Raw genomic sequence first — 25,396 nt, forward strand, 5'->3', positions numbered from 1 at the left:
GCCGCCCACCGCCCACCCCCGCCGGCTACGCCCCGACCGTCCCGTCGATGGCCTCCCGCAGGAAGTCGGCGTGCCCGTTGTGCCGCGCGTACTCGTGCACGAGGTGCAGCATCACCAACCGCAGCGAGACCTCGGCCTCCCAACGCGGCTGGTACCCGGTCACATCCAGCGACTCCGCCTCCCGCTCGATCCGCCGGGCATGCTCGACCTCGGCCTCCCAGGCCGCGAACGCCTCCGCCCGACTGGACCCCTCCGCCTCGTACGCCTCCTGGAAGTCCCCGCCCGCCGACCACACCAACGGCAGGTCCTCCCCGTTGATCACCCGCCGGAACCACACCCGCTCCACCTCGGCCATGTGCCGCACCAGCCCCAACAGACTCAACGTCGACGGCGGACTCGACCGCTCCTTCAACTGCTCGTCCGTCAGCCCCGCACACTTCATCGCCAGCGTCGCCCGGTGAAAGTCCAGGAACCCCCGCAACATCTCCCGCTCCCCACCGACCAACGGCGGAACCGGCCGCTCATCCGAAATCCCCACCCTCGCCCCCTCGCTCCCTCTCACGGCTTCCAGAAGCCGGACTGTAGCGAATCCCCGGCCCCGTCGTCACGGAATGTGTTCGGAACCACACAGGTTTGGGTACGTACCTCGGCGCGCCCGAGGGACGGGCGCATGCGCAGGAGGAGACCGAGCGACCGATGGACCAGAACCGCATTCCCGCACCCGTACGCCGGACCTACGGCGCCGACGACCTCAGCGAGGCGCCGTCGTTCGCCGGTGGCTTCATCAACTTCGGTGACTGGCACGGCATCGACCTGACCGCCCCGACCGCCGAGGACCGAGTGCACAGCCAGGAGCAGCTCTACCGCCGCGTCCTGCGGACCTTCCCGGAACCACGCGAACAGCTACGCCTCGCCGAGGTCGGCTGCGGTCGCGGGCTCGGCGCCGCGCTCGCCCTGCGTGAGTTCCGCTTCGCCGCCGTCACCGGCGTCGACATCCACCCCGACCAGATCGAGCGCGCCCGCGCCGTCAATGCCAAGGCCCTCGCCACCTACCCCGACCGCCTCGCCTACACCCTCGGCGCCGCCGACCAACTCCCCTTCCCCGACGCCTCCCTCGACGGCCTCTACTCCGTCGAAGCCGCCCAGCACTTCCGCGAACTCACCGGCTTCGCCCACGAAGCCGCCCGCGTCCTGCGCCCCGGCGGCCGCCTCACCGTCACCACCTTCTTCACCGCCGACGGCCCCGACGCCGCCGAACGCCTCAGCCTCCTCCTCGCCAGCTTCGCCGACGGCCTCGACGTCCCCCACCCCCTCACCGCCTTCACCACCGACCTCACCAAGGCCGGCTTCACCGACCTCCACACCGAATCCATCGGCGCCGACGTCTGGCCCGGCCTCGACCGCTACCTCACCGACACCGTCCCCACCTCCCACTGGACCCGCAACTTCCTCACCGCCTACCGCGACGGCCTCCTCGACTACCACGTCATCACCGCCGTCCACCCCTGACCCGGGGCACCGGGCACCAATCAGCGAGGCCGACGACGCCCCGGGATAACCGGCACCGTCGGCGCCACGCTCCGCCTGACCCACGCCCCTGCGGCTCCGATCGCCTACCGCCCACTCGCGGACGAACTCGACGTCTCCGTCGGCGCCCGCTCGGCCGTACCGGAGGTCACCGCGGCCGTGCTCGCCACCGGCCGCGGGGCCCGCCCCTCGGCCCGAGCGGCCCGGACACCCGGCAGGTCGGATCGGTCTTCCTCAACCCACGAGTCACCACCACCCAGGCCGCGAGCTGGCCCGACTTCGGCTGCCCGATCCGCCAGGACAGCAACGGCCAGCTCCGTGCCAGCGCCGGATGGCTACCGGCCCATCGACCGCCGACTGGCTGGGCCATCGCCGACGGCGTGCGCTGCTCGGAACTCAGGACCCTTACGGTCACCGCTCATGGGAAGGCCAGGGGGTTCGACGGCCCTCACCGACCTCACCGCCCGGGCCGAGACCGCAACCGGGATCACACTCCAGCCCGAGCCGACGCGCGTCGGCCGGTCGGCCGCGAGCCCCAGACGGACCGTCATCCGTGGGGCTGCCACAACCTGCGCATCAGCAACGCCGTGGTCTTCGACCGGCTGGTGCAGGTCCTGGTCGTCGGCTGCGGATACGAGCGCGCGGCTGACAAGGACTGTTCCGCCTCCGCCACCACGCTGCGGCGCCGCCGCGACGAGTGGATCGCCGCCGGGGTGACAGAGACGCCAACACCCGCGACCACGCTCTGCTGCCCGCCGCCCTCGTCCGCTTCGCCGACCTTCAAGCATCCCTGGGGCCGCTCCCCGGTAGGCCGTGTCTGACAAATGATCATTCTGTACGTGGATCGGTGGGGTACGGCACAATCGGGCCGTGGGAACGACCATTCGAGGATCCGTGGAGTGCCGCACTTGGGGCTTTGGCCTCAGCATTGGAGAGTCGGCGTGGTACTCGGCCATCGAGCTGTCCATGCTTGGCATGACCAGGGACTACAGCGCCTTCGCCTGCCTGTTCGGCGTCCGTGACATCAGTGGCCACTGGCAACCAGTCGCTGCCGACCGCGGCTTGCCTGCTGACGTCTCGGAGAGTGCCCGTGCCGAGCATGCGTCATGGGGTGAGACAGCCTTCGGCGCCACCTGGCTGGGCTGGAACGAGATCCTCGCCATCGACTGGGACGAGCCGGCAATCCCCCGCGCAACCAGCATCGCCCGGTATCGGCGGCTGCTGGACGGCACCCTGGAGCTGGTACACCAGGAGGACTGGAGTCGAGGGTTCGCAAGGGCAAGCGGCATCGACACCCTGAGCGTCGACCCCGACCGCATCGGGGAACTGTGGGCGGAGGGCACTGAATGGGACACGGGCACCACGGTCTTCCGTGCTGAACGCGCCAGGCGCCGCGACGTCGTCCCCGCCGACGGTCCATGGCAGCCGGTGTGGACCGTCATGCGTACCCTCGCCGGGGTTCACGGCGACCAGAACGTCCGGCTGGTCGTCTGGTTCGAGGAGTAGTCCTTCCGCATCACTGAGCCGATGATCACGCGGGCTCCCGGAGCCACAGGATCAGGGAGGCCACGACGAGTCCACCAGGACCTGCCGGCAAGAGGGATCACCGGGCAGGTCGCCAAGCGCGGCGCGAAGACTCCCATCCAGGCTGGCGGGCGCTGGGTGGTTGAACGCACGAACTCGTGGATGAACAAACTCGGCAAGGTCCGCCGTTGCAACCGAGCGACGAGAAGCTCCGATCGAGTTCTTCATCGCCCCGGCCAGCGTCATCATCACCGTCCGCTGCCTCATCCGACGCGCCTGGTCCCTCTACCGCTGGGATACCCGCTCTCGAAGCCCTCGTATCCGATGACCTGCTCGTGGACGCCTTGCCCTGCTAGAATGCTGGTCATCACGTAGGCCTTCTCGGTGCGGATCCCAATCCGCCGGGGAGGCTTTTTTCATGCCCGGGGCCCGTCTGCCTCGACACCGGTGGAGCCGCGTCGAGGTCCTCGCCCTGCCGAGCGACCTGAACGCCGCGCCCCACCATCGGTTTTGTTCCTAGCCGCAAGAGGAGATCCACGTCATGAGCCCACACACGAACACCGGTCCTGCCACGGGTACTTGGCAACTTGGTGACCAGACCGTCAACCGCATCGGGTTCGGCGCGATGCGGCTGACGGGCACCGCGCCCTTCGACCGCGGCGTGCCGCGTGACCGCGATCGGTCGATCGGCGTGCTCCGGCGAGCGATCGAGCTCGGCGTGAACCACATCGACACCGCCGCGTTCTACTTCTCGGCGACGCGCTCCGCCAACGAGCTGATCAGCCGGGCGCTGGCGCCATACCCGGAGGATCTGGTCATCACCACCAAGGTCTGGCCGGGCCGCGATCCCTCAGGCGCGTGGTGGTGGGCCACGCCGGCGCAGTTGCGCGGCCAGGTCGAGGAGAACCTGCGCCAACTCGGTCGCGATCACCTGGACGTGGTGAACCTGCGCGTGCCGCCGAGCCGGCGGACCGGCTCGATCGGCGAGCACTTCGGTGCGTTGGCCGACCTGCGCGATGCCGGGCTTATCCGCCACCTCGGCGTCTCCAACGTCACGTCCGAGCAACTGGTCGAGGCCCGGGCCATCGCCCCGGTCGTCTGCGTGCAGAACCCCTACGGGATCGGTGCGTCGAGCGAGGCCCGGGCAATCCTGCGGCTCTGCGGTGAACTCGGCCTCGCCTTCGTCCCGTTCTTCGCGATCGCCGGTCCCGGGCGCGAGGCGGGTCCGGCTGCCAGCGACCGCGAGGCGGTGTGCGCCGTCGCCCGCGCGCACGGTGTGTCCGTCGCGCAGGTCCGGCTGGCCTGGACCTTGCAGCAGGGGCCGCACGTGCTGGCGATCCCGGGTACCGGTGATCCGGACCACCTCGCGCAGAACGTGGCGTCCGGCGCACTGCGGCTCTCGGAAGACGAGATGGCACGCCTCACCTCGCTGCGGCCGGCCGGAGCATAGCGGGGCCACCGCCGGCCGGAATCGATTCCACCGACCACCGCTCGCACTGAGAGCGTCCGCCAGTGCCCTACTGGCGGACCCTCTAACGGCGGGTGAACCCGCCCTCGTGCCCCGGGAGGGACAGGGAGTAGTCCACCACCCGGACCTCCCCGTGCCTCCAGGCGGCCGGTCTCGCGAGGTACGAGCCGTCCTCCAGGACATCGAGCACGTGCAGCACGTGCGCCGGGCCAGCGCCCGCCAGCAGGTCGCACCCGGCGGCCCGGGCACCGCGCCGGACATCGGGGTCAAGTCGACATCGCCCGGTCGTCACCAACTACCCCGGCCGCAGCGCGTCCACCAGCCCGCCCACCAGGACGGAACCCTCCTGCCTGCCGGCCGACCCCAGTGCCGCCGCACAGATCGCATGCGTACCGGCTTCGGCCACCGCCGCCAACGACACTCGCGGGAACGCCTCCGAACCCAGCGGGAGCTCACCGTACTCGTCCTGGTTGAGCGGGGTGTCCCGGACGCCGAGGTCCAGGCTGTCGAGAGCCGTCAGGCGCCAGTGGCGGTAGAACGCGCCCGGGGTCTCACGACCGGCCACCGGTCCTGCCACCTGGAGAAATCGGTGCGGAAACGGAAGTCGGCGGAATCCCGCCATCGGCGAACCCCGGTTACCCAGGCGGGAGATAGTGAGCGCGTACCGTCAAAAATGCCGTTGCGCCCATTCCTCCGCGTGAAGCACCAGAGAATTCCACCCCGCCTGATGCCTCATCAGGGTCGCTTGCGGCGCCTGTGCAACCACGAATACAGGCGGAGTGGAAGTCCTGTGAAGGGTGCACACATGACGCGTATGCGGCTGGAGCCTCGCCCAGTTGTCGGGGTGCTCGTCGCGGCCGAGGAGCACAGCGTTCTCCGGGGGTCGCCTTCCGGCCGGGCAGATGTGCGCTCGCGACGCCGTGCAGCGGGAGCCCGCACCGGAAGGCGGCGGGGACGGTCCTGCTCCTAGCATGGAACGAGATGGCTACGTCGACCGGAAGGAGGCGTCCGGTGAACGAGCAGAGCATGATCGAGACGATCAGATCGGTCTACGCGGCATTCGGCAGCGGTGACGTACCGGGGATCCTGGCCAGGCTCGGCGATGACGTCGACTGGGCCTCGGAGACCACCTCCACCGCGGCACCGTGGTACGGCGTCCGCCACGGGAAGGCCGAAGTCGCCGACTTCTTCGAGCGATTCGGTTCGACCATGGCGGTCGAGGAGTTCACCCCGCTGTCCTTCGCCGCGAACGACAGCGACGTCCTGACCGTGGTGCGGCTGCGGGCCACTCACCGAGCCAACGGGAAGTCGCTGGCGATGGATCTTCACCACCGGTTCACGTTCCGTGACGGAAAGATCGTCTACTACCGCGGCACGGAGGACACCGCCCAGACCGAAGCGGCATTCCGTTCCTGACCACGCCTGTTGGCCTGGCACCGCCGGCCTCGACCCGTGCCCCACCGGGATGACGAAAACCGCGCTGCCACCCCATCGGTACGGTGCCCGGCCTGAGCTGAACCGTTGACGATCACGTTCACCGGCTCGTCCGCGGCTGCCGTCACAGGTTCAACAGCAGGTCCCGGACTGCGGCAGGCCGGGACAGGAACGGGTGGTGGCCGGCGTCGAGCTCGACGACGTTGTCGGCCCGGCGGGCGAACTCACGCTGAAGCCGCGGCGGGGTGCCCCGGTCCTGAGCGCAGACGAGGTAGGTCGTGGGCACCTGCTGCCATGCCGCCGCCCCGACCGGCTGCCCGGTGACCTGAAGGCTCTGCCGGGCGAGGTGGTTCGGCACCTGCGCCCGGACCTCGGGGTCGCAGTCCTGAAGGAACGTTTCCACGAGCAGCTCGGGGCGGACTCCGAAGGTGCCGACGTCGGGGTCGATGTCGAGGAACGGGGCGGGGCTGCCGTCCCCGAACTCCGACAGGCTCTGCCCGACCTCGGGCAGGTAGCTGGAGACCAGCAGCAGATGACGCACCGACCCGAGTCCCGCAGCGGCTTCCGCGACGACGACACCGCCGTAGCTGTGGGCGACCACGGTGGTCGGCTCATCGTCGGCCTGGAGCGCCTGCCGCACCGCGGCAACATCCTCGGGCAACCCCGGACCGCCGAGGCCACCGGGCAGACCCGCCTCGCCACAGCTCGGTAACGCCGGGGACGCGCTCCGCACCCCCCGCTCCCGCAGCAGCTCGGCGGTGCGGTGCCACCACCACGACCCGTCACGCACACACGCCCCGTGCACGAACACGACTCTCATCGCCACCTCCACGTCGACCCGTGACTCCCCCCTTGCCCATGGTGCTGCGCCGACCACCTCTCCGCGCCACCTGTGGGCAGCAATGACATGCACAGGCCACGTATCACGTGTTCTCGGTCAAGAATCGGGCGAGGGCACGGGCAGGACCCGGCACGGCGGGCAATCCGGTCCGGGCAACCGGAGAATGCTGAATACGGGGTTCGGGGGCCGGGTGTCGGGCGGACCGGCAGATCGGCCCCAGGCAGGCGGACGGGAAGGGGCGTGGGCCGGTGCAGCCGGTTGCGGTTGAGGACTGGGCGATCGACTGGGCCCGGCGGGCCAGGGAGCTTCCGACCGGGCGGATCGTGGCCGGGCTGCTGGTCGATCTCGTCGCCGATCCGCGACAGCACCTCGCCCGGACGGCGACGTTTCCGGTGACGGCCGCGGCCGTGGCCCTGCGCGTCGAACCCGGCCTCCTGCGTGAGGCCCTCCGAGACCTGGCCGACGCGGGCCTGCTCACCCTGACCTGCCACGGGGCCGCAGAACCCGGGAGCGAGGTCGCCGTGGTGACCCTCACCGCGTCGACGTCCCACCGCCAACCGATGGACCCGCGCCGTGACCACCGTTGACCCGGCACGCGAGCCGCCCGGTGGCCCCCAACCGGATGGGGCGACCGTGACCTGGGTTTCGCCCGAGGACGAGGTGGCGATGCGGCTGGTCGCCGCCCGGCTCAAGGCCTCCCACCCCGAGGCCGACGCGGCCACCGTGGACGCGCTCGTCGTGGGTGCCTACGACGAACTACGCGACGCCAAGGTCCGGACGTTCGTCCCGATCCTGACGGAGCGCCGCGCCAGGGCCCGGCTCGAACTGCCGCCATCGGACACCCGGCCCGCCCCGGAGAGCTGATCCCGGATCCTCCGAGGGCTGACCCCGGGCGCTAGCGGGAGCAGCGGCTCAGCTCGGGACCGCAGCGAGGTCGGCCGCACCGAAAGTGACCGAGAACCGCTTGCACCAGATGACGACACTGCGGATCCTGGACAAGTCGGTGCCGGCCGGGACGGTGTAGTTCTGATTGCCGAGGTTGCCCTTGAGACGGTCGAGTTCCACGGCACCGTCACCGAGCGTGTCCGCGCGAGATTCGGCCGCGGAGCCGGCGGAGAGGTAGACACGCACGTCGGGTCCCTCCGAGGTGCGCAGGTTCTCCAGGCGCAGCACCGTCGCCCCGTCCGGGAGGCGGACCAGTCGGGCGGTGCCACTGGTGTCGTGTTCCCCGGAGACGAAGCTGCCGCGCGCCAGGTCGAACGGGACGGCAGCCGACCCGGATGGCGACGACGCCGACGCCGACGGCTGCGACTGCGACTGCGACTGCGACTGCGGAACGGCGCTCGCGCCGGCGGTGGCCGGCAGGCCGACCGGCAACGCCTCGTCGACGGTGGTACTGGTGAACGCCTTCCAAGGCTGGAACAGGTAGAGGGCGAAGGCGGCGACGGCCAGCGCGAGTACCGGCACTGTGAGCAGCGCCGGACGGCGGCGGCGCTTCCTACCGCTCTCCGAAAGACGGTCGGGCATCGGATCTCCTGAACGGCCTCGGCACGATGTCGTGCCCTGCTGATGACGGGTGACGGAACATGACTACCGGGACCTGAGCACCGGCGGGAGGGGCGCAGCCGCACCGTAATGGCCCGGTAAGACGAGCACCGGCCGGGCGAGCGCCGACTGCTCGCATCGGGAATGCCGGGCCACACACCGCGATACCTGCATGGAAGTCAGCGGGAGACGGCTCGCTCGGGCAGGTCGTGTTCGTCCAGGACGACGAGTTGAGCCTCGCCGGGGGCAGTGAGGTCCGCGATCCGCCGGGCCTGGCGTTCCGTCATGGACCGGAAGACTTGGCGCGCGGTGCGGCCGTTGCCGAACCGGGCGTCGCGCGGCACCGCGTCGAAGAACTTGGGGTGGTTGGGGTTGACGCCCGAGGACTATGCCACCGGGACCGGCGTCAACGTGACCGGGTTCTTCCACCTCACCCAGCTGGCCATCGGCCAGATGCTCGCCCAGGGCAGCGGACACATCGTCACCGTCACCACCAGCCCGGTCGACAACGCCGACGCCAGGGTCCCCTCCGTCCTGGCCTCACTGACCAAGGGCGGCCTGCAAGCCGCCACCAAATCCCTCGCCATCGAGTACGCCACCCGAGGTATCCGCGCCAACGCCGTCTCCCCCGGCACCATCCGCACCCCCATGCACGCCGAGGAGACCCACCAGTTCCTCGCCGCCCTGCATCCCGTCGGCCGACTGGGCGAAATCGACGACATCGTCGACGCGGTCGTCTACCTGGAGAACGCGCCGTTCGTCACCGGCGAGATCCTGCACGTCGACGGCGGCATGAGCGCCGGCCACTGAACCCCACCCACTACCCACTACCCACTACCGCCCAGGAGCACGTGATGAACGACAGCACGACGGACGAGCGAGCCATCCTCCGCGGGGTCCTCGACCGGTGGAAGGCCGCCGTCGACGCACACCGACCCGAGCTCGTCGCAGCCGAGTTCACCGAAGACGCGGTCTTCCAGGGACTGCACCCGTACAGCGTCGGACGGAAGGGCATCGCCGAGTACTACGACTCCCAACCCCTGGGCCTGAGCCCCGAGTACCGGATCCTCGAAACCAGGCGCCCGGCCGAGGGCCTGGTCCTCGGATACCTGTCCGTGGACTTCTCGTTCACCGACCGGCCGACGCTGAGCGTGTACCTCGGCGTCCTGCTGACGCACACCGAGGACGGCTGGGCCATCGCCCACTACCAGGTCTCCCGGCTGGAGCCCGAGGCCACCACGGAACCGTGACCCGGGTCCCCCCGCTGTCCGCACCGCATCGGCCTTTGCTCGCGCCAGCCCGAGCATCGGACGGCGACACCGCCCAGGTGGGCGTCCCGGCCGCCGTTTGCGCCGTGGTTTCAGGAGAGGCCGGAGACCGCGGTCTGGACCTCGGAGATCAGTTCGTTCGGCAGCGGGACGTAGCCGATCGGGGCGATGGCCTGCTGGCCGGCCTGGCTGCTGGTGTAGGTGAGGAAGGACTTGAGGGCGGGCAGCGCCGAGGCATTGTTGCCCTTGTCGCAGACGACCTCGTAGGTGACCAGGACCAGCGGGTAGGCGTTCTCCTCCTTGGCCGCGTAGTCCAGGTTCAAGGTGAGGTCGCCTCCGGTTCCGGTGATCTGGGACTTGGCGAGGGTGGTGGCGCCGTTCGCGGCGGTGGCCTCGACCGGCTTGGAAGCCCCGGTGTTGATCGCAGCGCTCTTGAGGCCGTTGCTCTGGGCGTAGGACAGTTCGACGTAGCCGATGGAATTGCTCAACCTGCTTGACCTGGGCGGCGACTCCGGCGGAGCCGCTGGCGGACTGTCCGCCCTTGCCCGCCCAGGCCTTTCCGGGCGGGTAGGCCCAGGCGCCGCCCGAGGCCGCGGCGAAGTACGCGGTCAGGTTGGCGGTGGTGCCGGAGTCGTCCGCGCGGTGGATCGCCTGGATCGGCGCGTCGGGCTGGGTGGTGCCCGGGTTGAGCGCGGCGATGGCCGGGTCGTTCCAGGTGGTGATCTGCGAGTCGAAGATCTTGGCGGTGGTGGGGCCGTCGAGGACGAGCCTGTCGACACCGGGGAGGTTGAAGACGATCGAGATCAGGCCGCCGACCATCGGCAGGTCGATGCCCCGGCCGCCGGTGCAGACCTGCTTGGAGGCGTCGACCTCGGCGGGCTTGAGGGCCGCGTCGGTGCCGGCGAAGGCCACCTTGCCCGCGTTGAACTGCTGGACGCCGGCCCCCGAACCGACACCGCTGTAGTTGACGGTGACGCCCGGGCACGCCGACCCGAACGCGCTCTTCCACACGTCGATCGCGTTGCCCTGGGCGGTGGACCCCGCGCCCAGCAACTGCCCCGATCCGCCGCAGGCGATCGACGCGGAGGCCGTCCCGGCCCCGGCCGCGGAACCGGAATCCGAGCCGCACCCCGTGGCGGCGACCGCCAGAACGAGTGCCAGCGCCGACGGCTTCAACGAACGGAGCACGAGTGGACGAGCAACGGACACGGAGACTCCCTGCGATCACGTGGCACACCGGCGAACGGACGCGGCCATCGTGTGCAGTGAAACCTCACACGCACCCGTGACGCACTGCCAGCCCCCTGGATGTCACCGTGAATTGACCTTCCATCAGCACTACGGTGGTCGCCTTCTCTGCGCGGACGAGTCGAGCTGGATACAGGTGACGCCGCGGTCGGAGCCATTCGTCAGCGGGCCCCGGACGATACTGTCCGGGGCCCGGATGTGGGCGGACCATCACGGCAGCCCCGCACTGCCACTGCGACGGGGCGGTCCCGCGCGGCGTCAACTGTCGCTCTGCGGACCGGTGAGGTTCTTGGTGAGCCACTCCAGGGCCATCGGGATCAGCTTCTCGAAGTCCACGGTCTTGTGCCGGCCGCCGGGCTGCTCGTAGTACTCGACGGTGGTCGGGGGGACGGCCTTGGCGGCCCAGGCCTTGACCAGGTTGACCTCGTAGGAGGTGCCGTCGCCGGCGGTGGCGAGCATCTTGACGTCGGCTTTGCTGGTGGCGATCAGCTTGTCGGGGCCCACGGCCGGGCCGTCAGCGGGGCGGGATGATCCCGGTCAGCCACTTGAAGGTCGGGACGACCAGCGGCTTCCAGGTCGACGTCAGGTGCGCGCCGGTGGTCTCGAACGGGGTGACGGCGGTCGGGCTCTTCGCCGCCTGCTGGAGGGCGATCGCGTCCTCCAGTCCGTCGCCCCGCTTGCCGGTCACGTAGAGCGCGACGTTCGGCGGGGTCTGGGCGTGGGTGAGGATGTGGAGCGGGTTGGCGCTCTCGCGCAGCTTCGGGTCCTTGGCGGTCAGTGAGGCCGGTTCGCCGGCCGGGTCGTTGTAGCCGGACATGCTGATCGCGGCGCGGTACCGGTTCGGGTGGGCGAGCGCGAGGCGTAGGGCGCAGTGGGCGCCGGCCGAGTAGCCGGACAGGGCCCAGCGGTCCGGGGTGGTGTCGGCGCGGAAGTTGTCGACGATCATCTGCGGGACGTCCCGTGAGAGCCAGGTCTCGGCGTTGACCTTGCCGGGGATGTCGGCGCACCCGGTGTCGGCGTTGCCGAGGGTGACGCGCGGTGCGACCAGGATGAAGGGCGTCACCTGACCGGACTTCATCAGCGGTTCGAGCTGCTTGGTCGCGTCCATGGCGTCGCCGAACCAGGCGCTGGAGGATCCGGGGTACCCGACGAGCAGTTCGACCACCGGGAAGGTCTTGTCCTTGTAGGCCGGGTCGTCGTACTGCGGCGGGGTCCAGACCAGCACCTCGCCGTCGACGCCGGAGAGCCGGCCCTTGAGGTCGGCCTGCTTCACGTTCCGGGGCACCGCGTCCGAGTCCGGCGCGTGGAAGGCCTGCGGCACCTTGGGCGCGGGGGTGCCGGAGGGACCGGCGGAAGCGGCGGGGGCGGCGGCTTGGTCACCGGCCAGGCCTTCGTCCTTCGGGGGCACGGGCACGGCCCGGACGTGGCTGGAGGTGCCCAGCAGGTCGCCCCAGGAGTCGTAGAGCTGGTTCTCGTCGTTGACGACCACGAAGACCATGGCCACGGCGGTGAACTGGCAGAGCAGTACGGTGCCGAGGTACGAGAGCGCGCGCAGCGGCGTGCGCCGCCCGTCCACGGTCCGGGCCGCCCGGAAGGGGGCTCCCCTGCCGAGCCATTGCGCCATGGCCAGCGCTAGGGAGGCCACGAACAGGACGACGGTGAGGACGAAGAAGGGAGTGCCGGTCAGGTTCATTGCGGTTCGTGCCTGGTTTTCTGTGCCGGCCGGGCCCGTGTGCCCGGTCTCATGGGGGGACAGCCTGGAACGGCTGTTCGGTTGCCTCTGTCTGGGAGTTTCCTGGGAGTTGCCGAGGCGGTCCGACGCGCACCCGTGCACGGTGGGGTGACGGCGCCCGGTCGACAGGCCGGACGCCGCCACCGCTCGGCCGCCCCGGCCTACTTCTGGAACAGCGAGTCCCCGGTGACGGTGCGAATGGTGCCGTCGGCGAGGGTGAGGGTCACCGAGTCGGGCACGCCGCCGTTGTCGTCGTCGGAGCCGGGCCACCAGGCGGTCCAGCGGCCGTTGTCCAGGGTGACCTCGAAGGTCCGCCCGGCGTCCTTCATGGTGACCGCCTTGACGTCGGCCCCGACGAGACCCTCGGCGTAGTTGAACGTGGCCGAGCCGCTGCCGTGGGAGCCGCCGGTGTCGTAGGTGATCACGTCGTGCGCGACGGGCTTCACGGCACCGATCGACATCGCCAGACCGCTGTCCTTCGAGGCGACGTAGCAGAGCATGACGGTGCCGCCGCGGGCGACGACCATGGAGGTGACCTTGCCGCGGAGGTCCGCGTTGGTGATCGTGACGGGCCCGCCGGGGTCCGGCATCCCGTTCAGGCACCACTTCAGGGCGGTGGCGCCCCGGCCCGTCGAGGTGTCCACGGCGGTCGGGTTGCCGGTCCAGCTGGCGAGTTCGGCGGAGCTCAACGGTCCGCTGTTCGCCCGGTCGTACAGCGTCACGCCCACGACCGCCGCGCCTGCGGTCAGGGCGCCGGCGAGTGTGAAGGCCAGCCGTCGCCGCAAGCGCGGCCGGGCGGGCCGCCTGGTGGGCGAAGCGGTGGTCGAGGTGGCGGATGTGTCGAGGTCGATCCGGTTCATCAGGCGCTCCCGATGCAGGGCGTGGCGTCCTGGCGGGAGGTCGCGCTCGGCCGGCAGGGGCAGCTGCCCGAGCAGGTCGGCGCGCTCGACCGGATCCGGCCACTGGTCGGCGTTCACTGGTGTGCCTCCTTGGGGGACGGGGCCGCGGTCGCGGGCCCACTCTTCATCTGGTGTGGGTCGCGGCCGAGTTCCGTCTTTTCCCGCGGGGCCCGGCGGGCGGCCGCCTCGGTGAGACGGTGCAGCTTGGCCCGAGCGCGGGAGAGCCGTGAGCGGACGGTGCCCACCGGTACGCCGAGGGCCTCGGCGGCCTCCTGGTAGTCCAGGCCCGCCCACACGCACAGCGCCAGCACCTCCCGGTCAGGGCGCCACAGCCCCGCCAACGCGCCCCGCAGGGCGGCGATCCGCGCCGCGTCGTCGATCCGCCCGGCCGCCTCCTCCGCGAAGTCGGGGACGCCCTCGGGCACGGGCGGCAGCCGGGCCATCACCTCCCGGTGCCGCCGGGCGGCCCGGCGCTGGTTGCTGACCAGCCTGGTGGCGATGCCCAGCAGCCAGGGCCGCAGCGACCCACCCTCGGCACCGACCCGGCCGTGCTGGCGCCACGCCTCCAGGAAGGTCAGCGACATCACGTCCTCCGCCGCCGACCAGTCCCCGGTGAGCCGGAACACGTGGTTGTACACCGCGCGCGCGTACGTGTCGAAGAGCTGCCCGAACGCGTCCCGGTCACCGGCCCGCACCCGAGTCCGCAAATCTGGATCCGAATAGTCCACACCTGCTATCTGGTGCGACGACCCAAACCAGTTCCCATGACGCACATCACACGGCTCCGGCGCTCACCGCCTGTCCGGGCGGTCGTACGGTCCGCTCTTTTCGCCGGACGCCTCGGTGAGCGCGAGCAGGGTGGCGCGCCGATCTCGGCGATCTCGCGTCCTACATCGTTCGACATGCCTCCAGATTAGCGTGCGCGGCGCACGCAATCTGTTGTACTCTTCAGATGCGTGCTCGACGCACGCAAATCTCCGATTCGGGAACCCGTGTTCCCGACCTTTCTGTGAGGACCGACATGACCTCCACGGCCTTCCGTACCGACGTCGTCTCCGCCATGACCGACCTGCTCTTCACCCCGGGGCTGGAGCTGTCCGAGGCCGTGGACCGGCACTTCGCCCCGGACTACCGCCAGCGCACCGACGGCAGTTGGGCCGACCGGAGCGAGTTCACGGCCCACATCGCCCACCTGCGCGGCATCGTCGCGGGCGGCTCGATCCAGGTGCTGGAGGAACTCGTGCAGGGCGACGGCGACCTGTACGCCGACCGGCACATCATCGAGGTCGACAAGACCGACGGCTCCTCCGTCCGCGTGGAGGTCTACCTCTTCGGCGAGTTCGCCCCCGACGGCCGATTCCGACGCATCGAGGAGACCACCCTGATGCTCCAGGGCGCCGACAGCGACCGCAACATTGGCAGCGCCCGCTGCCAGCCAGGGCGTTCATGAGCGGTTTCCGGTCAGGCCGACCGGCCCGCTGACTGGGCCTGGGGCCGCCCCCGCGTCACGTTGCCATCTGTCCAAGCAATGTCCATGAGTGAGAGGAAGTGGTTGTCATGCTCGACGTGCTCATCGCCGGAGCCGGCCCGGTGGGGCTCTGGCTCGCCGCGGAGTTGCGCCTGCACGGGGTGGAGGTGACCGTCGTGGAACGCCGGTCGGCACCGGACGGACGGTCGCGCGCGGTCGGCATGCAGGCCGGCACGCTGGACACCTTCGCCACCCGCGGGCTCGCGGAGCGGTTCATCGAACGCGGCACCCCGGTGCCGACCGGCCACTTCGGCGCGGCGACCACCCGGCTGGACTTCTCCACGGTCGGGGCGGTGCACCCGTTCATGCTGGCGCTCGGTCAGTCCGTCACCGAACAGCTCCTGGAGGAGCACGCGGTTGCCGTGGGCGCCCGAGTGCTGCGCGGGGAGGAGGTCGTCTCGCTCACCCAGGGGCCGGACGCCGTCGAGGCGGTGATCCGGGCCGGCGGCACCCACCGGACCGTGCGGGCCCGCTGGGCGGTGGGCTGCGACGGCACCCGCAGCGCGGTGCGCCAGGCGGCCGGCATCGACTTCCCCGGTCAGGACACCACGCTGACCGGATGGCTCGCCGACGTCGAACTCGACGATCCGCCCACCGGGCCGCTCGCCGCCACCGGGTCGGCCGGTTCGTTCCTGGCGGCCCCGATCGGCGACGGCGTCCACCGCCTGGCGGGCCTCTCCATCGCCACCATGCACCGTGGCACCGGCGAACCGCTGACCCTGGAGGAGGTGCGCGAGCAGACCCGCGCGCTCCTGGGACGGGACCTGGGCATGCGCAACCCCCACTGGCTGTCGCGCTACGGCAACGCCACCCGCCAGGCCGCGCGGTACCGGGCCGGACGGGTGCTGGTGGCCGGGGACGCGGCGCACATGTTCTTCCCGGCCGGCGGGCAGGGCATGAACCTCGGCATCCAGGACGCCACCAACCTGGGCTGGAAGCTGGCCGCCACCCTCCAGGGCCGGGCACCCGACGGACTGCTCGACAGCTACGACACGGAGCGCCGGCCGGCCGCCCGCGCCGTCATCGACAACACCCGCGCGCAGCTCGCCCTGTTCGCCGCGGCGAGCCCGGAGCAGATCGCGCTGCGCGAGGTCTGGTCCACCGCGCTGGCCGAACCGCAGACCAACCGCCAGTGGGCCCGCCGGATCGCCGGCTTCGACGACCCGCTCCCCACCGACACCGCACCCGGCGCGCACCCGCTGAACGGCACCCGACTCGCCGGCCTCGCCCTGGACACGCCCGACGCACCCACCGCCCACCCGCTGATGCACCACGGCCGACCGCTGCTGCTGGACCTCGGCGGGACGCGGACGCCGTGCCCCACAGATGGCCTGGAACAGCGGACGGTAACCGTCAACACCACAGCGGCGGACCCGATCTGGCGGGACGTCACCGCCGTCCTCATCCGGCCGGACGCCCGGATCGCCTGGGCCGGCACCGACACCGACCCGCAGCGCCGGGCCGCGGACTGCCTCACCGCCCTGCGCGCCCTGCGCCGCTGAGCGCGCTCGGTGATCCCACGCCGCCATGGGTCGTCACAGCCCTTGCGGACGGCGAATGGTCGTGCGGCGGACCGGCGGTGGCGGGGCGACCGTGCCGATCCCGGCGCTCTCGCGTACCTCGGTTGCCGCCGCGGTGATCTCGATCAGGTCGTTCGGCGTGCAGCCGCGGACGTCACACAGCGCGGCCAGGATGTCCATGGGACAGCCACTGCGGAGGCTGGGTGACCAGTCGGTAGACCTGCTCGCCGACGCGCTGCGGTTGCCGGCCAGTTGGACGGCCGACCCGGTCACCCGGTGCACCGACGACCCGGTGCACCGGGGACCCGCGGCGGACGGGTGAGGCGAGCGGGCTCAGGAGACCATGGCGATCCGGTACTGCATGATCCGGTAGTTCGTCGGGTCGTACCACTGGCTGACGACGATGTGGAAGTTGCCGAACGTCGAGCCGGGGACGACGAAGCCGCCGTACGGGCTGGCGACGAGGTTGCCGGCGTCCTGGCCCGGGTTGCCGGGGAGGATCATGGTCTGCTCCAGCGTCCTGGTCAGGTCCGAGGTCGGGAGCGGGAAGACCATCGCCCGGATCGACAGCGGGGCCATGTTCAGCCACGTGAGGACGTACTTGCCGTCCATCGCGCGGAAGCACAGCTCGCCCCACTTGCGGGTGCCGAGGACGGTCGTCGGGACGGGTGCGTTCCACCGCCAGGCGCCGTCGGAGTAGCCCCACGGCTCGTACGCGTCCGGATTGCCGAGGCTCTCCTTCCGGACCCGGTGCAGCAGCATGCCGGAGTCCACGTCGCGGTTGAACACCGTGGACAGGACGTAGCAGTAGCCGTCGTCGGCCACGGCGTACGTCTTCTGCTGGAACTGGCCGCCGTGCAGGTCGCCCGGCCACTGGCACAGGTACTCCCAGGTCTCGCCGTTGTCGGTGGAGCGCCAGAAGTCGGTGTGGTGGGTGTCGTAGATGACGCCGCGCATGAGATGCAGGTACAGCACGCCGTCGACGACGAACACGTCGGACGGGATCGCCGTCGTGAACCCCTCGCCGACCGGGTTGTGCGGCTCGTCGACGAGGCTGCGGGCGTGGCCGCCGCCGACGCTCCCGTCGATGCGCAGGTTGTCCGGGTCCGCGCTGCTGGAGCGCAGGCCGACCGGGGCGCGCCAGTCGGCGGCGCCCACCTGGTCGCCGTCGAAGGTGTCGCCGCAGACGAACAGCATGCTGCCGTCCGGGCACCGCACGGGGATGCCGAGGTCGGTCCACGGCGAGGCGAACGGCCCGGTCTCGACCGGGCCGCTGAGGTTCTTCACCTTGACCGCGATCGTCGGGCTGGTCGGGCCGTTGGGGTCGCCGGCGACCGCCGCCGGGGCGCCCGAACCGAGGGCGCCCGCCCCCACCGCGACGCCGACGCCGATCTTGAGCAGCTTGCGGCGGGAGGGGCGGCCGGTCGTCCCGTCGTACCCGCCAGTCCCGCCGTTCCCGTCCGATGAGTCTGTCATTCCGTCAATGACCTTTCCGGATCGACGAATTCCTCCGCCCCGAGGCTACGGCGGCCCGCTGTCACCCCGTCGCTCGGTGGACGAACCTTCACCCGGACGAAGTAGGCCCACGCCCCGAGGCCGCCCTCCGGAGCGCTCTCGACGCCCGACCGCCGGTACGCCACACTCTCCCCAGCAGCACACGCGCTCCCACCGCACCCGGCACGACGACCCGTTCCCCCGCCACCTCGGAGAGCCACACGGTGACCACTCGTCCACAGCTGCAGATCACCCTCACGTCCGGCCGGTCCGGCTCCGGGCCCGCCACCTGGGGCCAACAGGCCATCTGGGAGGCCGTCCGCCGGCTCGCCCCGGCCGACGCGCCGCGCTACAACATCACCACCGCCGCACCCCTCGACCCCGGGCTGCCGCTGCCCGTCCTGCTCGACGCCCTGGAGCAACTGCTGCGCCTGCACGACTCGTTGCACACCCGGCTCGTCCCCGGCGAGGACGGCCGGCTGCGCCAGATCGTCGACCCGGACGGCACCCTGCCCCTGCACACCCGGCACTGCGCCGCCGGGTCCGGACCGGCCGAAGCCGCCGAGGCCGGTGCCCGGCTGCACACGGAACTCGCGGCACAGCCCTTCGACTGCGCCACGCAGTGGCCGATCCGGGTCGGCGTGGTCGAGGTGGACGGACTCGCCCGGCACATCGGCCTGGTGCTCTCCCACACGGCCGTCGACGGCTCGGGCATGACCCGCCTGGTCGCGGACCTCACCGCGCTCGCCCTGGGCACCACCTCCACCGAACTCGCCGGGCTCCGCGAACCGGCCCGACAGCCGCTGGAGGAAGCCGAGTTCCAGGCCTCGGACCGGGGCCTGCGGCGGGACGGGGCCGCCCGCAAGCAGCTCCTGCGCAAGCTCCGGACCGGCCCGGAACGGCTGTTCCCACGGCCCGCCGACTCCGCCGCCCCGATCGCCCGGGCCTTCCCGAACGCCGTCCTGCGCTCACCGGCCCTGCCCGCCGCCGTCGAACGCGTCGCCGCCGCCCACCGGGTCAGCTCCTCGTCCGTCCTGCTGGCGGCCACCGCCGCCATGACGGCCCGGCTGTCCGGCTCGCCGGAGGCGGTGCTGAACGTGGTGGTCAACAACCGCTTCCTGCCCGAACTGACCAACGCGGTGAGCGTGGTCGTGGGCGACGGACTGTTCCATCTCCCGGACACCACCGGGGAGTTCGGCGATATCGTCCGGCGCACGCACGCCGCCGCGATCGGTGCCTACCGCCACGCCTACTACGACCGGCTCGAGCTGGACGCCGAGCTCGAACAACTCACGGCCGAGGGGGTCCCGCTCGCCGACCGGTCCTGTGTCTTCAACGACACCCGCGAACTCGCCGCGCCCGCACCCGCACCCGCGGAACCCGACGGCGGCGAGCGGACGACCCTCACCTGGCCGGTCGAGTTCGCCCCCCGCCCCGGCCTCACCTACGCCCTGGACGCGCTGCGCTCCCCCGACGCGCTCAGCCTCGCCCTGACCGCCGACCCGGCCGCCCTCCCCCGCCCGGCGATGGAGCGCTTCCTGTACGGCGTCGAGGAGTTGATCCTCACCGAGTCCCGCACCCTCGGCCCGACCTAGGGCCCGCGCGGGTCTGCCACAGCGGCCCTTTACGGCTACGGCGGCTATGTGGCGGCCCTGGCGGGCACGTGGCGACTAAGGCGGCCGCCGAGGACGACGCGACCCGAATTCCCCTACCACTCAATCGGGTTGAACCCGGCGGGTACGCTACGCCGTATGCGAATCCTCATCCTCGGCGGCACCTCCTTCGTCGGCCGCGCGATCGCGGACGACGCCCTGCGCAGCGGTGCCGAACTGACCCTGTTCACCCGCGGCCGCACCAACCCGGACCTCTTCCCCGCCGCAGTCCGGCTCACCGGCGACCGCGACACCGGCGACTACACCGCGCTGCGCGGGGGCAGTTGGGACGCGGTGGTCGACGTCAGCGGCTACCGGCCGCGCCACGTCGACCAGGCGATGGACGCGCTCGGCGACCGGGTCGGCCGCTACCTGTTCATCTCCGCCGTCGCGGTGTACCGGCAGGACGGCAGCGCGCCCGGCTCCGACGAGTCCGCCCCGCGCCGGGCGCCGCTGCGCGACGCGCCGGAGCTGACCGACGACACCTACGGCCCGCTCAAGGTGGCCTGCGAGGACGACGTCACCGAACGCTACGGCGACCGGGCGACGATCGTGCGGCCGGGAAAGGTCGCCGGCCCACACGACCCGCAGCGGGGGCTGGTCTACTGGGCCCGCCGGGCCGCCCGGGGCGGGCGGATCGCCGTGCCGGGGCGGTTGGAGCAGCCGGTCCAGCTGGTCGACGCCCGCGACCTGGCGCGGCTGGTGGTCCAGCTGCTCCAGGACGACCGGCCGGGCGCGTTCCACGCCGTCGGACCGGCCGAACCGACCACGCTGGGTGGCCTGATCACCACCTGCGCGGCGAGCGCCGGCACCGAGGTCGAGCTCGTTCCGGTCCCGCCGGAGAGCGCCCCGGGGCCGTTCTTCCCGCTGGTCCGCACCGAGGACCAGTGGACCGGCCAGCAGCGCAGTGCCGCCCGGGCCCGCGCGGCCGGCCTGCCCGCCACCCCGCTCGCGGTCACCGCCGCCGACGTGCTCGCCTGGGACCGCGGCCGCGGTGAACCGCCCCTCGACCACGGCTTCACCCCCGAGCAGGAGGCCGACCTGCTCGCCGCGGCGGCGGGCGCCCGCTGAGCAGCGGACAGCCGTCGACCGCCCCCTGACTGATTGTCAGTACCACCCGCTACGGTCGACCCCGAACGACCTCACCGGCCGACCGCACCGGTACGACCACACGGGCACGACCGCACGACAGCAGCACCACCAGGGGGCACCATGGCCGCACCCGGCACCACCACGCTCACCACCACCGCGCTCGCCACCGCGCTCGCCACCGCCGAACTCGCCGGGGGCCGGCGACGGACGGCCACGGAGCGGCGTGGCCCGGCCGCCCGCCCACCTCGGCGGACGGCCGGGCCACGCCCGCCCTCCCGTGACCCGGTCAACCGGTCACCAGGGCCACCGGTTCACAGCCTGGCCAGAGCACCGTCAGCGCCCCTCCCCATGGCGGGAGTTGGCCTCCTGGATCTTCTTCCAGGACTTCGGCTCCACCGGCACCGCCCCGTCGGCCTTCCCGCCGTCGGCACCCGGCGCCAGCGCGGCGGCCGAGGCACCGCCGGCCACCGGGCCGGTGGCCGGCTTCGAGGCCGTGAACAGCCAGGTGGTGAACAGGTCCCCGAGCTTCTGCCCGGACACCTTCTCCGCGTACGCCTGGAACTCCGGGATGGTGGCGTTGCCGTACTTCCGCTCGGTGGGCCAGCCCTTCAGGATCGCGAAGAACTTCTCGTCCCCGACGGCGTTGCGCAGCGCCTGGAGAGCCACCGCTCCGCGGTCGTAGACGGCGCCGGCGAACTGGTTGTCCGGGCCCGGGTCGCCCGGCTTGACGGTCCAGAACGGGTCGTCGGCCGGGTGCGAGGCGTAGACGTAGTCGGCGAGCTCCTGCGCGGTGCCCTCGTTCTCGTGCTCGGACCAGAGGTACTGCGCGTACGCGGCGAAGCCCTCGTTGAGCCAGATGTCGCTCCAGCGCGAGAGCGAGACGCTGTCGCCGTACCACTGGTGGGCCAGCTCGTGCACGACGACGGAGGTGTTGGTGCCGCGGGCGAACTGCCGGGGGCTGTAGAAGACCCGGGTCTGGGTCTCCAGGGCGAACCTGGTGGGGACGTTGGGCACATAGCCGCCGATCGAGCTGAACGGGTACTCGCCGAAGTAGCCGCTCAGCCAGTCGACCAGTTCGCCGGTGCGCTCGACGCTGGCCCGGGCCGCGTCGGCGTTCTCGCCGAGGTCGCGGCTGTACGCGTTGTAGACGGGCAGCCCGCTCGGTGTGGTGTCGGTGGTGACGTCGAACTTGCCGATCGCGAGCGTGGCCAGATACGTCGCCTGGGGCTTGTTCTCGCGCCAGCTGAAGCGGGTCCACCCGGCTTGGGAGCGCTTGCCGGTGAGGATGCCGTTGCTGATCACCTCGTTGCCGTCCGGCACCTGGACGGAGACGTCGAAGGTGGCCTTGTCGCTCGGGTGGTCGTTGCTGGGGAACCACCACCACGCCGACTCGGGCTCGCCGGCGGCCACCGCGCCGTCGGGCGTGCGCAGCCAGGCGGTGTAACCGTACTTCTTGACTGCCGACGGGACGCCCTTGTAGCGGACCACGACGGTGGCCTGGCTGCCCTTGGCGAGCGGTCGGGCGGGGGTGATCTCCAGCTCCTGCTCCCCGCTGGTGGCGAACGTGGCCGGCCACCCGTTGACCCGGACCTCCTGCACGTTGAGCGCGAAGTCGAGGTTGAACCGGGAGAGGTCCTGGGTGGCGGTGGCGAGGATGGTGGTGGTGCCCTCCAGTTCGTCGGTGGCGGGCTGGTACTTCAACCGGATGTCGTAGTGCGAGACGTCGTACCCGCCGTTGCCGTAGGACGGGTAGTAGGTGTCGCCGACTCCGGCCGCGCCGGGTTGGAAGCCGGTCGCCGAGGCGGGCACGGCGAGGAAGAGGGTCAGGGCACTGGCAGCAGAGACGATCAGCCTCTTGCGCACGTGGTCCTCCAGGGTCATTGGGCCGGTGGGTCGGATTGATCCTTCTCCCGGCGACCCCCGGTCCACTCCCTGATTATGAGATGTTCATGATAAGAAACAGGCCGAAATGACGCCGCTTCCCTCCCGTGACCCGAGCTCGCCCGCGGTCACACCCCGATCGCCACCGGCGCCCGCACCAGCGAGCCGTACTCCGTCCACGAGCCGTCGTAGTTCTTGACGTGCGGGTACCCCAGCAGCTCGGTGAGCGCGAACCAGGTGTGCGCGGACCGCTCGCCGATCCGGCAGTACGCGATCACCTCGCGCTCCGCCTCGACGCCCTTGCCCCCGTACAGCGCCCGCAGCTCCTCCGCCGAACGGAACGACCCGTCGTCGTTGGCCGCCTGCGACCACGGGACGTTGACCGCGCCGGGGATGTGCCCGGGCACCTGCGCCTGCTCCTGCGGCAGGTGCGGCGGCGCGATCAGCTCGCCCCGGAACTCGGCGGGCGAGCGGACGTCCACCAGCACCGCGTCCGCGCCGGGCTTGGCGAACACCTCGGCCTTGGCCAGCACCTCGTCGCGCAGCGCCCGCAGCTCCGGATGCTCGGGCCCGGTCAGCCGGTAGGAGGAGTGCTGGTAGTCCATCACCTCCCGGGTGAGCTCGCGCCCTTCCAGCTCCCACTTCTTCCGCCCGCCGTCCAGCAGCCGTACCGGCTCGAAGCCGCGCAGCCGCAGCAGCCAGAAGGCGTACGCGGCGAACCAGTTGTTGTTGCCGCCGTACAGCACCACGGTGGTGTCGTCCTCCACACCGGCCGCGCGCAGCAGGTGCTGAACGCCCTCGCGGTCGACGTAGTCGCGGCCGACCCGGCTGTGCAGGTCGGTGTTCCAGTTCCAGCCGACCGCGCCGGGGATGTGTCCCTGCTCGTACGCGGTGGTGTCCTCGTCCACCTCGACGACCCGGATGGTGCCGTCGTCCAGGTGGTGGGCCAGCCACTCGGTGTGGACCAGCCGCTCGGGGTGTGCGTAGCCGTTGCCGGTCATCCCGGGCCCTCCTTCACTCCCCGCACACGGCGTTGCGGGACAGCGCGCCCGGGCGCGGACATGGTCCGCCACGCAACCGGGCCGGACACTTCGAACGTACGCCGACGGCCCCGCCCGGGCCACCCCGAGAGCAGGCCCCGGGAACGAGAGCGACTCCCGGGAACGGACCCCGTCAGGCTGCGGCCCTGTCCAGCCGCGCGACGTAGTACAGGTTCATGATGTCGTCCTCGGCCTGCCTCACCTCGACCGACCCGAACCCGGCCTCGGCCAGCATCCGCCGAGCGGTCTGCTCGCCCCAGACGGTGCCGAGCCCCTCCCCGCCCTCGCCGAGCGAGACGGTCATGCAGTAGAAGGTCGAGAAGGCGTAGAGCGCCGGTCCGAGCGGGTGTTCCGTGTTCTCCTCCAGCTTGCTGCTGGCCGCCACGTCGCCCATCAGGAAGAGGCCGTCGGGCCGCAGCGCGCCCGCGACGGCGGCCAGCGTGCGGGTCGGGTGGGCCAGGTCGTGGATCACGTCGAAGGCGGTGACCAGGTCGTAGGAGCCGGTCAGCTCGGCGCAGTCGGCGACCTCGAACCGGGCATTGGCCAGGCCGAGTTCGGCGGCCGCCGCGCGGGCCGCGGCGATCCCGTTCGCGGCGATGTCGATGCCGGTGAACCGGCTGGCCGGGAACGCCCGGGCGAGCACGGTGACGGCGTGCCCGTGCCCGGTGCCGACGTCCAGCACGTCGATGCCGGCCCGCAGCCGCTCGGTGAGCCCGGGCACCAGCGGCACGATCCCGTCGACCAACGCCTGGTCGAACACCCGGGCGGACTCCTCCGACATCAGCCCCTGGAACCGCGGGTACGCCGAGTACGGCATCCCGCCGCCGGTGCGGAAGTGGCCCAGCAGCTCCTGCTCGACCTCGCCCATCATGGCGAGGAACGGCATCATCGCCGCCATGTTCTCCGGCCCGGCGGCCCGGGTCAGTGACGCCGCGTGCTCGGGCGGGAGCAGGTAGCTGCGCCGCTCCGGGTCGTACTCGACGAAGCCTGCGACCACCATGGCGCCCAGCCACTCGCGCACGTAGCGCTCGTTCAGGCCGGCGGCGCGGGCAATCTCCTCGCTGGTCGACGGGGCGAGTCCGGCCATCAGGTCGAACAGCCCGGTCTGGTGGCCGATGCTGGTCATCAGCCCCACGCAGGCGTCGTTGAGCACCTCCACCACGTGGCCGGCGAAGGCCTCCTGCTTCTCGGTGTCCAGTTCCCGCACGGACATCACTCCTCCTCCGCGGCCGGGACGGCGCCCCCTCCCTTGTCACGCTACGCCGCTCCCCCGCACCACCCCACCCGGCGGCACGGGGGCGCCGCGGGCGGGCTCAGGAGAAGAGGACGGAGCGGAGCTTCAGGCGGTCGCCGAGCCGCTTGCCCGGGTTCATGACGTAGAAGACGTCCCCGTCGCAGTGGGAGTCGAGGAACACCGTGGCCGTCGAATCGGTGAGGTTCTCCGGCGCGAAGGCCGGCTGCGTCCCGATGTCCGGGAGGTCGATGCACACGCGGCTCGCCGGGTCGGCCAGGCCGGTCGGGACCCCGGGGCCGACCTTGTAGAGGAATTCACCGGTGGCGGCGTTCGCGGAGACGGGGACGGCGAGGACGAGGGCGACGGCGCTGGCGGCGGCGAGCGCGGCGTTCCGAAGACGCATGGGAAGCGGGCCTTTCAGGGCGGTACCCGGTGGTACCTGGGGAATTGATGCGAGATCACCCTAGAG

At 71.5% G+C, this 25,396-nt stretch carries 27 protein-coding genes and 4 pseudogenes; 15 read left to right on the forward strand and 16 right to left on the reverse strand.

The features are described from left to right. Positions 1 to 25: 25 nt before the first annotated feature. Positions 26 to 532, reverse strand: a complete 507-nt coding sequence (locus ABTY15_RS08365; RefSeq protein ID WP_350578229.1) for a DinB family protein — start codon at positions 530 to 532, stop codon at positions 26 to 28. A 164-nt stretch (positions 533 to 696) separates the two neighbouring features. Between ABTY15_RS08365 and ABTY15_RS08370 the strand changes: the two genes are divergently transcribed. The 5 genes and pseudogenes from ABTY15_RS08370 (at position 697) to ABTY15_RS08390 (ending at position 4,501) form a co-directional block, all read left to right on the forward strand. After that, complete coding sequence (locus tag ABTY15_RS08370) at positions 697 to 1,509, forward strand: class I SAM-dependent methyltransferase (RefSeq protein ID WP_350578104.1); 813 nt, start codon at positions 697 to 699, stop codon at positions 1,507 to 1,509. A 560-nt stretch (positions 1,510 to 2,069) separates the two neighbouring features. Continuing rightward, positions 2,070 to 2,252 (forward strand): annotated as a pseudogene (locus tag ABTY15_RS08375) (IS5/IS1182 family transposase); the annotation flags it as partial. Positions 2,253 to 2,502: 250 nt separating this feature from the next. Then, complete coding sequence (locus ABTY15_RS08380; protein ID WP_350578107.1) at positions 2,503 to 3,033, forward strand: hypothetical protein; 531 nt, start codon at positions 2,503 to 2,505, stop codon at positions 3,031 to 3,033. A gap of 63 nt (positions 3,034 to 3,096) precedes the next feature. After that, positions 3,097 to 3,379: pseudogene (locus tag ABTY15_RS08385) on the forward strand (IS5/IS1182 family transposase); the annotation flags it as partial. A gap of 213 nt (positions 3,380 to 3,592) precedes the next feature. Beyond that, positions 3,593 to 4,501: an aldo/keto reductase gene (locus tag ABTY15_RS08390; RefSeq protein ID WP_350578110.1), complete on the forward strand. Its 909-nt coding sequence runs from the start codon at positions 3,593 to 3,595 to the stop codon at positions 4,499 to 4,501. A 313-nt stretch (positions 4,502 to 4,814) separates the two neighbouring features. Here ABTY15_RS08390 and ABTY15_RS08395 read toward each other — a convergent pair whose 3' ends face one another. Next, positions 4,815 to 5,084 (reverse strand): hypothetical protein, encoded by a 270-nt coding sequence (locus ABTY15_RS08395; RefSeq protein ID WP_350578113.1) that lies wholly within the window; start codon positions 5,082 to 5,084, stop codon positions 4,815 to 4,817. A 446-nt stretch (positions 5,085 to 5,530) separates the two neighbouring features. Here ABTY15_RS08395 and ABTY15_RS08400 point away from each other — a divergent pair, with 446 nt between their 5' ends. After that, positions 5,531 to 5,935, forward strand: coding sequence for a nuclear transport factor 2 family protein (locus ABTY15_RS08400; protein ID WP_350578116.1), 405 nt, complete (start codon positions 5,531 to 5,533; stop codon positions 5,933 to 5,935). Positions 5,936 to 6,077: 142 nt separating this feature from the next. Here the strand turns inward: ABTY15_RS08400 and ABTY15_RS08405 are convergent, their stop codons facing one another. Beyond that, positions 6,078 to 6,773 carry an alpha/beta fold hydrolase gene (locus tag ABTY15_RS08405; RefSeq protein ID WP_350578119.1) on the reverse strand — a complete coding sequence of 232 codons (696 nt, stop codon included), beginning with the start codon at positions 6,771 to 6,773 and terminating at the stop codon, positions 6,078 to 6,080. 269 nt (positions 6,774 to 7,042) lie between these two features. Here ABTY15_RS08405 and ABTY15_RS08410 point away from each other — a divergent pair, with 269 nt between their 5' ends. Together ABTY15_RS08410 and ABTY15_RS08415 are read left to right on the forward strand one after the other, a co-directional pair. Further along, positions 7,043 to 7,381, forward strand: a complete 339-nt coding sequence (locus tag ABTY15_RS08410) for a hypothetical protein (protein ID WP_350578122.1) — start codon at positions 7,043 to 7,045, stop codon at positions 7,379 to 7,381. A 46-nt stretch (positions 7,382 to 7,427) separates the two neighbouring features. Further along, complete coding sequence (locus ABTY15_RS08415; RefSeq protein ID WP_350578125.1) at positions 7,428 to 7,658, forward strand: three-helix bundle dimerization domain-containing protein; 231 nt, start codon at positions 7,428 to 7,430, stop codon at positions 7,656 to 7,658. A gap of 48 nt (positions 7,659 to 7,706) precedes the next feature. On the opposite strand, the gene ABTY15_RS08420 is transcribed toward ABTY15_RS08415, so the two are convergent. Then, a complete protein-coding gene (locus ABTY15_RS08420; RefSeq protein WP_350578127.1) occupies positions 7,707 to 8,321 on the reverse strand; it encodes a DM13 domain-containing protein in 615 nt (204 codons plus the stop codon). 197 nt (positions 8,322 to 8,518) lie between these two features. Further along, on the reverse strand, positions 8,519 to 8,626 hold the full coding sequence (locus ABTY15_RS08425; RefSeq protein WP_502893452.1) for a hypothetical protein: 108 nt from the start codon (positions 8,624 to 8,626) through the stop codon (positions 8,519 to 8,521). Positions 8,627 to 8,714: 88 nt separating this feature from the next. Here ABTY15_RS08425 and ABTY15_RS08430 point away from each other — a divergent pair. Both ABTY15_RS08430 and ABTY15_RS08435 read left to right on the forward strand, forming a co-directional pair. Beyond that, positions 8,715 to 9,149, forward strand: a pseudogene (locus ABTY15_RS08430) (SDR family NAD(P)-dependent oxidoreductase); the annotation flags it as partial. A 44-nt stretch (positions 9,150 to 9,193) separates the two neighbouring features. Further along, the gene (locus ABTY15_RS08435; protein WP_350578130.1) at positions 9,194 to 9,589 is read left to right on the forward strand and encodes a nuclear transport factor 2 family protein; all 396 of its coding nucleotides are present in this window, start codon (positions 9,194 to 9,196) and stop codon (positions 9,587 to 9,589) included. A gap of 110 nt (positions 9,590 to 9,699) precedes the next feature. Here the strand turns inward: ABTY15_RS08435 and pstS are convergent. The 5 genes and pseudogenes from pstS to ABTY15_RS08460 form a co-directional block, all read right to left on the reverse strand. Next, positions 9,700 to 10,816, reverse strand: a pseudogene (gene pstS / locus ABTY15_RS08440) (phosphate ABC transporter substrate-binding protein PstS). 297 nt (positions 10,817 to 11,113) lie between these two features. Next, entirely contained in the window at positions 11,114 to 11,359 is a 246-nt protein-coding gene (locus tag ABTY15_RS08445; protein WP_350578133.1) for a hypothetical protein, read from the reverse strand. Between the two features lie 10 nt (positions 11,360 to 11,369). Next, complete coding sequence (locus ABTY15_RS08450) at positions 11,370 to 12,548, reverse strand: alpha/beta hydrolase (RefSeq protein ID WP_350578136.1); 1,179 nt, start codon at positions 12,546 to 12,548, stop codon at positions 11,370 to 11,372. A 200-nt stretch (positions 12,549 to 12,748) separates the two neighbouring features. Beyond that, positions 12,749 to 13,564 carry a hypothetical protein gene (locus tag ABTY15_RS08455; RefSeq protein WP_350578139.1) on the reverse strand — a complete coding sequence of 272 codons (816 nt, stop codon included), beginning with the start codon at positions 13,562 to 13,564 and terminating at the stop codon, positions 12,749 to 12,751. After that, positions 13,561 to 14,193, reverse strand: a complete 633-nt coding sequence (locus ABTY15_RS08460; protein ID WP_350578142.1) for an RNA polymerase sigma factor — start codon at positions 14,191 to 14,193, stop codon at positions 13,561 to 13,563. The genes ABTY15_RS08455 and ABTY15_RS08460 overlap by 4 nt, the downstream gene beginning before the upstream one ends. A gap of 314 nt (positions 14,194 to 14,507) precedes the next feature. Here ABTY15_RS08460 and ABTY15_RS08465 point away from each other — a divergent pair, with 314 nt between their 5' ends. Both ABTY15_RS08465 and ABTY15_RS08470 read left to right on the forward strand, forming a co-directional pair. After that, a complete protein-coding gene (locus tag ABTY15_RS08465) occupies positions 14,508 to 14,936 on the forward strand; it encodes a nuclear transport factor 2 family protein (protein WP_350578144.1) in 429 nt (142 codons plus the stop codon). A 107-nt stretch (positions 14,937 to 15,043) separates the two neighbouring features. Then, the gene (locus ABTY15_RS08470; RefSeq protein WP_350578145.1) at positions 15,044 to 16,516 is read left to right on the forward strand and encodes an FAD-dependent monooxygenase; all 1,473 of its coding nucleotides are present in this window, start codon (positions 15,044 to 15,046) and stop codon (positions 16,514 to 16,516) included. A gap of 33 nt (positions 16,517 to 16,549) precedes the next feature. Here ABTY15_RS08470 and ABTY15_RS08475 read toward each other — a convergent pair whose 3' ends face one another. Continuing rightward, entirely contained in the window at positions 16,550 to 16,714 is a 165-nt protein-coding gene (locus ABTY15_RS08475) for a hypothetical protein (protein ID WP_350578152.1), read from the reverse strand. Here ABTY15_RS08475 and ABTY15_RS08480 point away from each other — a divergent pair. Next, entirely contained in the window at positions 16,713 to 16,856 is a 144-nt protein-coding gene (locus tag ABTY15_RS08480) for a hypothetical protein (protein ID WP_350578155.1), read from the forward strand. The genes ABTY15_RS08475 and ABTY15_RS08480 overlap by 2 nt on opposite strands. An 11-nt stretch (positions 16,857 to 16,867) precedes the next feature. On the opposite strand, the gene ABTY15_RS08485 is transcribed toward ABTY15_RS08480, so the two are convergent. Next, complete coding sequence (locus ABTY15_RS08485) at positions 16,868 to 18,010, reverse strand: DUF4185 domain-containing protein (protein ID WP_350578158.1); 1,143 nt, start codon at positions 18,008 to 18,010, stop codon at positions 16,868 to 16,870. A gap of 242 nt (positions 18,011 to 18,252) precedes the next feature. On the opposite strand from ABTY15_RS08485, the gene ABTY15_RS08490 reads away from it, so the two are divergent. Together ABTY15_RS08490 and ABTY15_RS08495 are read left to right on the forward strand one after the other, a co-directional pair. Beyond that, positions 18,253 to 19,623: a condensation domain-containing protein gene (locus tag ABTY15_RS08490; protein WP_350578161.1), complete on the forward strand. Its 1,371-nt coding sequence runs from the start codon at positions 18,253 to 18,255 to the stop codon at positions 19,621 to 19,623. A gap of 156 nt (positions 19,624 to 19,779) precedes the next feature. After that, positions 19,780 to 20,751: an NAD-dependent epimerase/dehydratase family protein gene (locus ABTY15_RS08495; RefSeq protein WP_350578164.1), complete on the forward strand. Its 972-nt coding sequence runs from the start codon at positions 19,780 to 19,782 to the stop codon at positions 20,749 to 20,751. Between the two features lie 354 nt (positions 20,752 to 21,105). Here ABTY15_RS08495 and ABTY15_RS08500 read toward each other — a convergent pair whose 3' ends face one another. The 4 genes from ABTY15_RS08500 to ABTY15_RS08515 all read right to left on the reverse strand — a co-directional run bounded on the left by ABTY15_RS08500 (position 21,106) and on the right by ABTY15_RS08515 (position 25,330). After that, complete coding sequence (locus ABTY15_RS08500) at positions 21,106 to 22,635, reverse strand: M1 family metallopeptidase (RefSeq protein ID WP_350578167.1); 1,530 nt, start codon at positions 22,633 to 22,635, stop codon at positions 21,106 to 21,108. A 146-nt stretch (positions 22,636 to 22,781) separates the two neighbouring features. Then, entirely contained in the window at positions 22,782 to 23,654 is an 873-nt protein-coding gene (locus ABTY15_RS08505; protein WP_350578170.1) for a sulfurtransferase, read from the reverse strand. A 172-nt stretch (positions 23,655 to 23,826) separates the two neighbouring features. Further along, a complete protein-coding gene (locus ABTY15_RS08510; RefSeq protein ID WP_350578173.1) occupies positions 23,827 to 24,906 on the reverse strand; it encodes a class I SAM-dependent methyltransferase in 1,080 nt (359 codons plus the stop codon). A 100-nt stretch (positions 24,907 to 25,006) separates the two neighbouring features. Then, a complete protein-coding gene (locus ABTY15_RS08515; protein WP_350578176.1) occupies positions 25,007 to 25,330 on the reverse strand; it encodes a hypothetical protein in 324 nt (107 codons plus the stop codon). Positions 25,331 to 25,396 lie beyond the last annotated feature (66 nt).

It is taken from the genome of Kitasatospora sp. NPDC097643 (assembly GCF_040302625.1).
GTDB lineage: Bacteria > Actinomycetota > Actinomycetes > Streptomycetales > Streptomycetaceae > Kitasatospora.

Excerpts from the sequence above, each read along its gene's own strand:
- ABTY15_RS08450 (WP_350578136.1), bottom strand. The coding sequence starts at position 12,548 with ATGAACCTGACCGGCACTCCCTTCTTCGTCCTCACCGTCGTCCTGTTC.
- ABTY15_RS08380 (WP_350578107.1), top strand. The coding sequence starts at position 2,503 with ATGACCAGGGACTACAGCGCCTTCGCCTGCCTGTTCGGCGTCCGTGAC.
- ABTY15_RS08510 (WP_350578173.1), bottom strand. The coding sequence starts at position 24,906 with ATGTCCGTGCGGGAACTGGACACCGAGAAGCAGGAGGCCTTCGCCGGC.
- ABTY15_RS08405 (WP_350578119.1), bottom strand. The coding sequence starts at position 6,773 with ATGAGAGTCGTGTTCGTGCACGGGGCGTGTGTGCGTGACGGGTCGTGG.
- ABTY15_RS08485 (WP_350578158.1), bottom strand. The coding sequence starts at position 18,010 with ATGACAGACTCATCGGACGGGAACGGCGGGACTGGCGGGTACGACGGG.
- ABTY15_RS08470 (WP_350578145.1), top strand. The coding sequence starts at position 15,044 with ATGCTCGACGTGCTCATCGCCGGAGCCGGCCCGGTGGGGCTCTGGCTC.
- ABTY15_RS08435 (WP_350578130.1), top strand. The coding sequence starts at position 9,194 with ATGAACGACAGCACGACGGACGAGCGAGCCATCCTCCGCGGGGTCCTC.
- ABTY15_RS08495 (WP_350578164.1), top strand. The coding sequence starts at position 19,780 with ATGCGAATCCTCATCCTCGGCGGCACCTCCTTCGTCGGCCGCGCGATC.
- ABTY15_RS08475 (WP_350578152.1), bottom strand. The coding sequence starts at position 16,714 with ATGGACATCCTGGCCGCGCTGTGTGACGTCCGCGGCTGCACGCCGAAC.
- ABTY15_RS08515 (WP_350578176.1), bottom strand. The coding sequence starts at position 25,330 with ATGCGTCTTCGGAACGCCGCGCTCGCCGCCGCCAGCGCCGTCGCCCTC.
- ABTY15_RS08505 (WP_350578170.1), bottom strand. The coding sequence starts at position 23,654 with ATGACCGGCAACGGCTACGCACACCCCGAGCGGCTGGTCCACACCGAG.
- ABTY15_RS08465 (WP_350578144.1), top strand. The coding sequence starts at position 14,508 with ATGACCTCCACGGCCTTCCGTACCGACGTCGTCTCCGCCATGACCGAC.
- ABTY15_RS08420 (WP_350578127.1), bottom strand. The coding sequence starts at position 8,321 with ATGCCCGACCGTCTTTCGGAGAGCGGTAGGAAGCGCCGCCGCCGTCCG.
- ABTY15_RS08370 (WP_350578104.1), top strand. The coding sequence starts at position 697 with ATGGACCAGAACCGCATTCCCGCACCCGTACGCCGGACCTACGGCGCC.
- ABTY15_RS08425 (WP_502893452.1), bottom strand. The coding sequence starts at position 8,626 with ATGACGGAACGCCAGGCCCGGCGGATCGCGGACCTCACTGCCCCCGGC.
- ABTY15_RS08390 (WP_350578110.1), top strand. The coding sequence starts at position 3,593 with ATGAGCCCACACACGAACACCGGTCCTGCCACGGGTACTTGGCAACTT.
- ABTY15_RS08480 (WP_350578155.1), top strand. The coding sequence starts at position 16,713 with ATGGGACAGCCACTGCGGAGGCTGGGTGACCAGTCGGTAGACCTGCTC.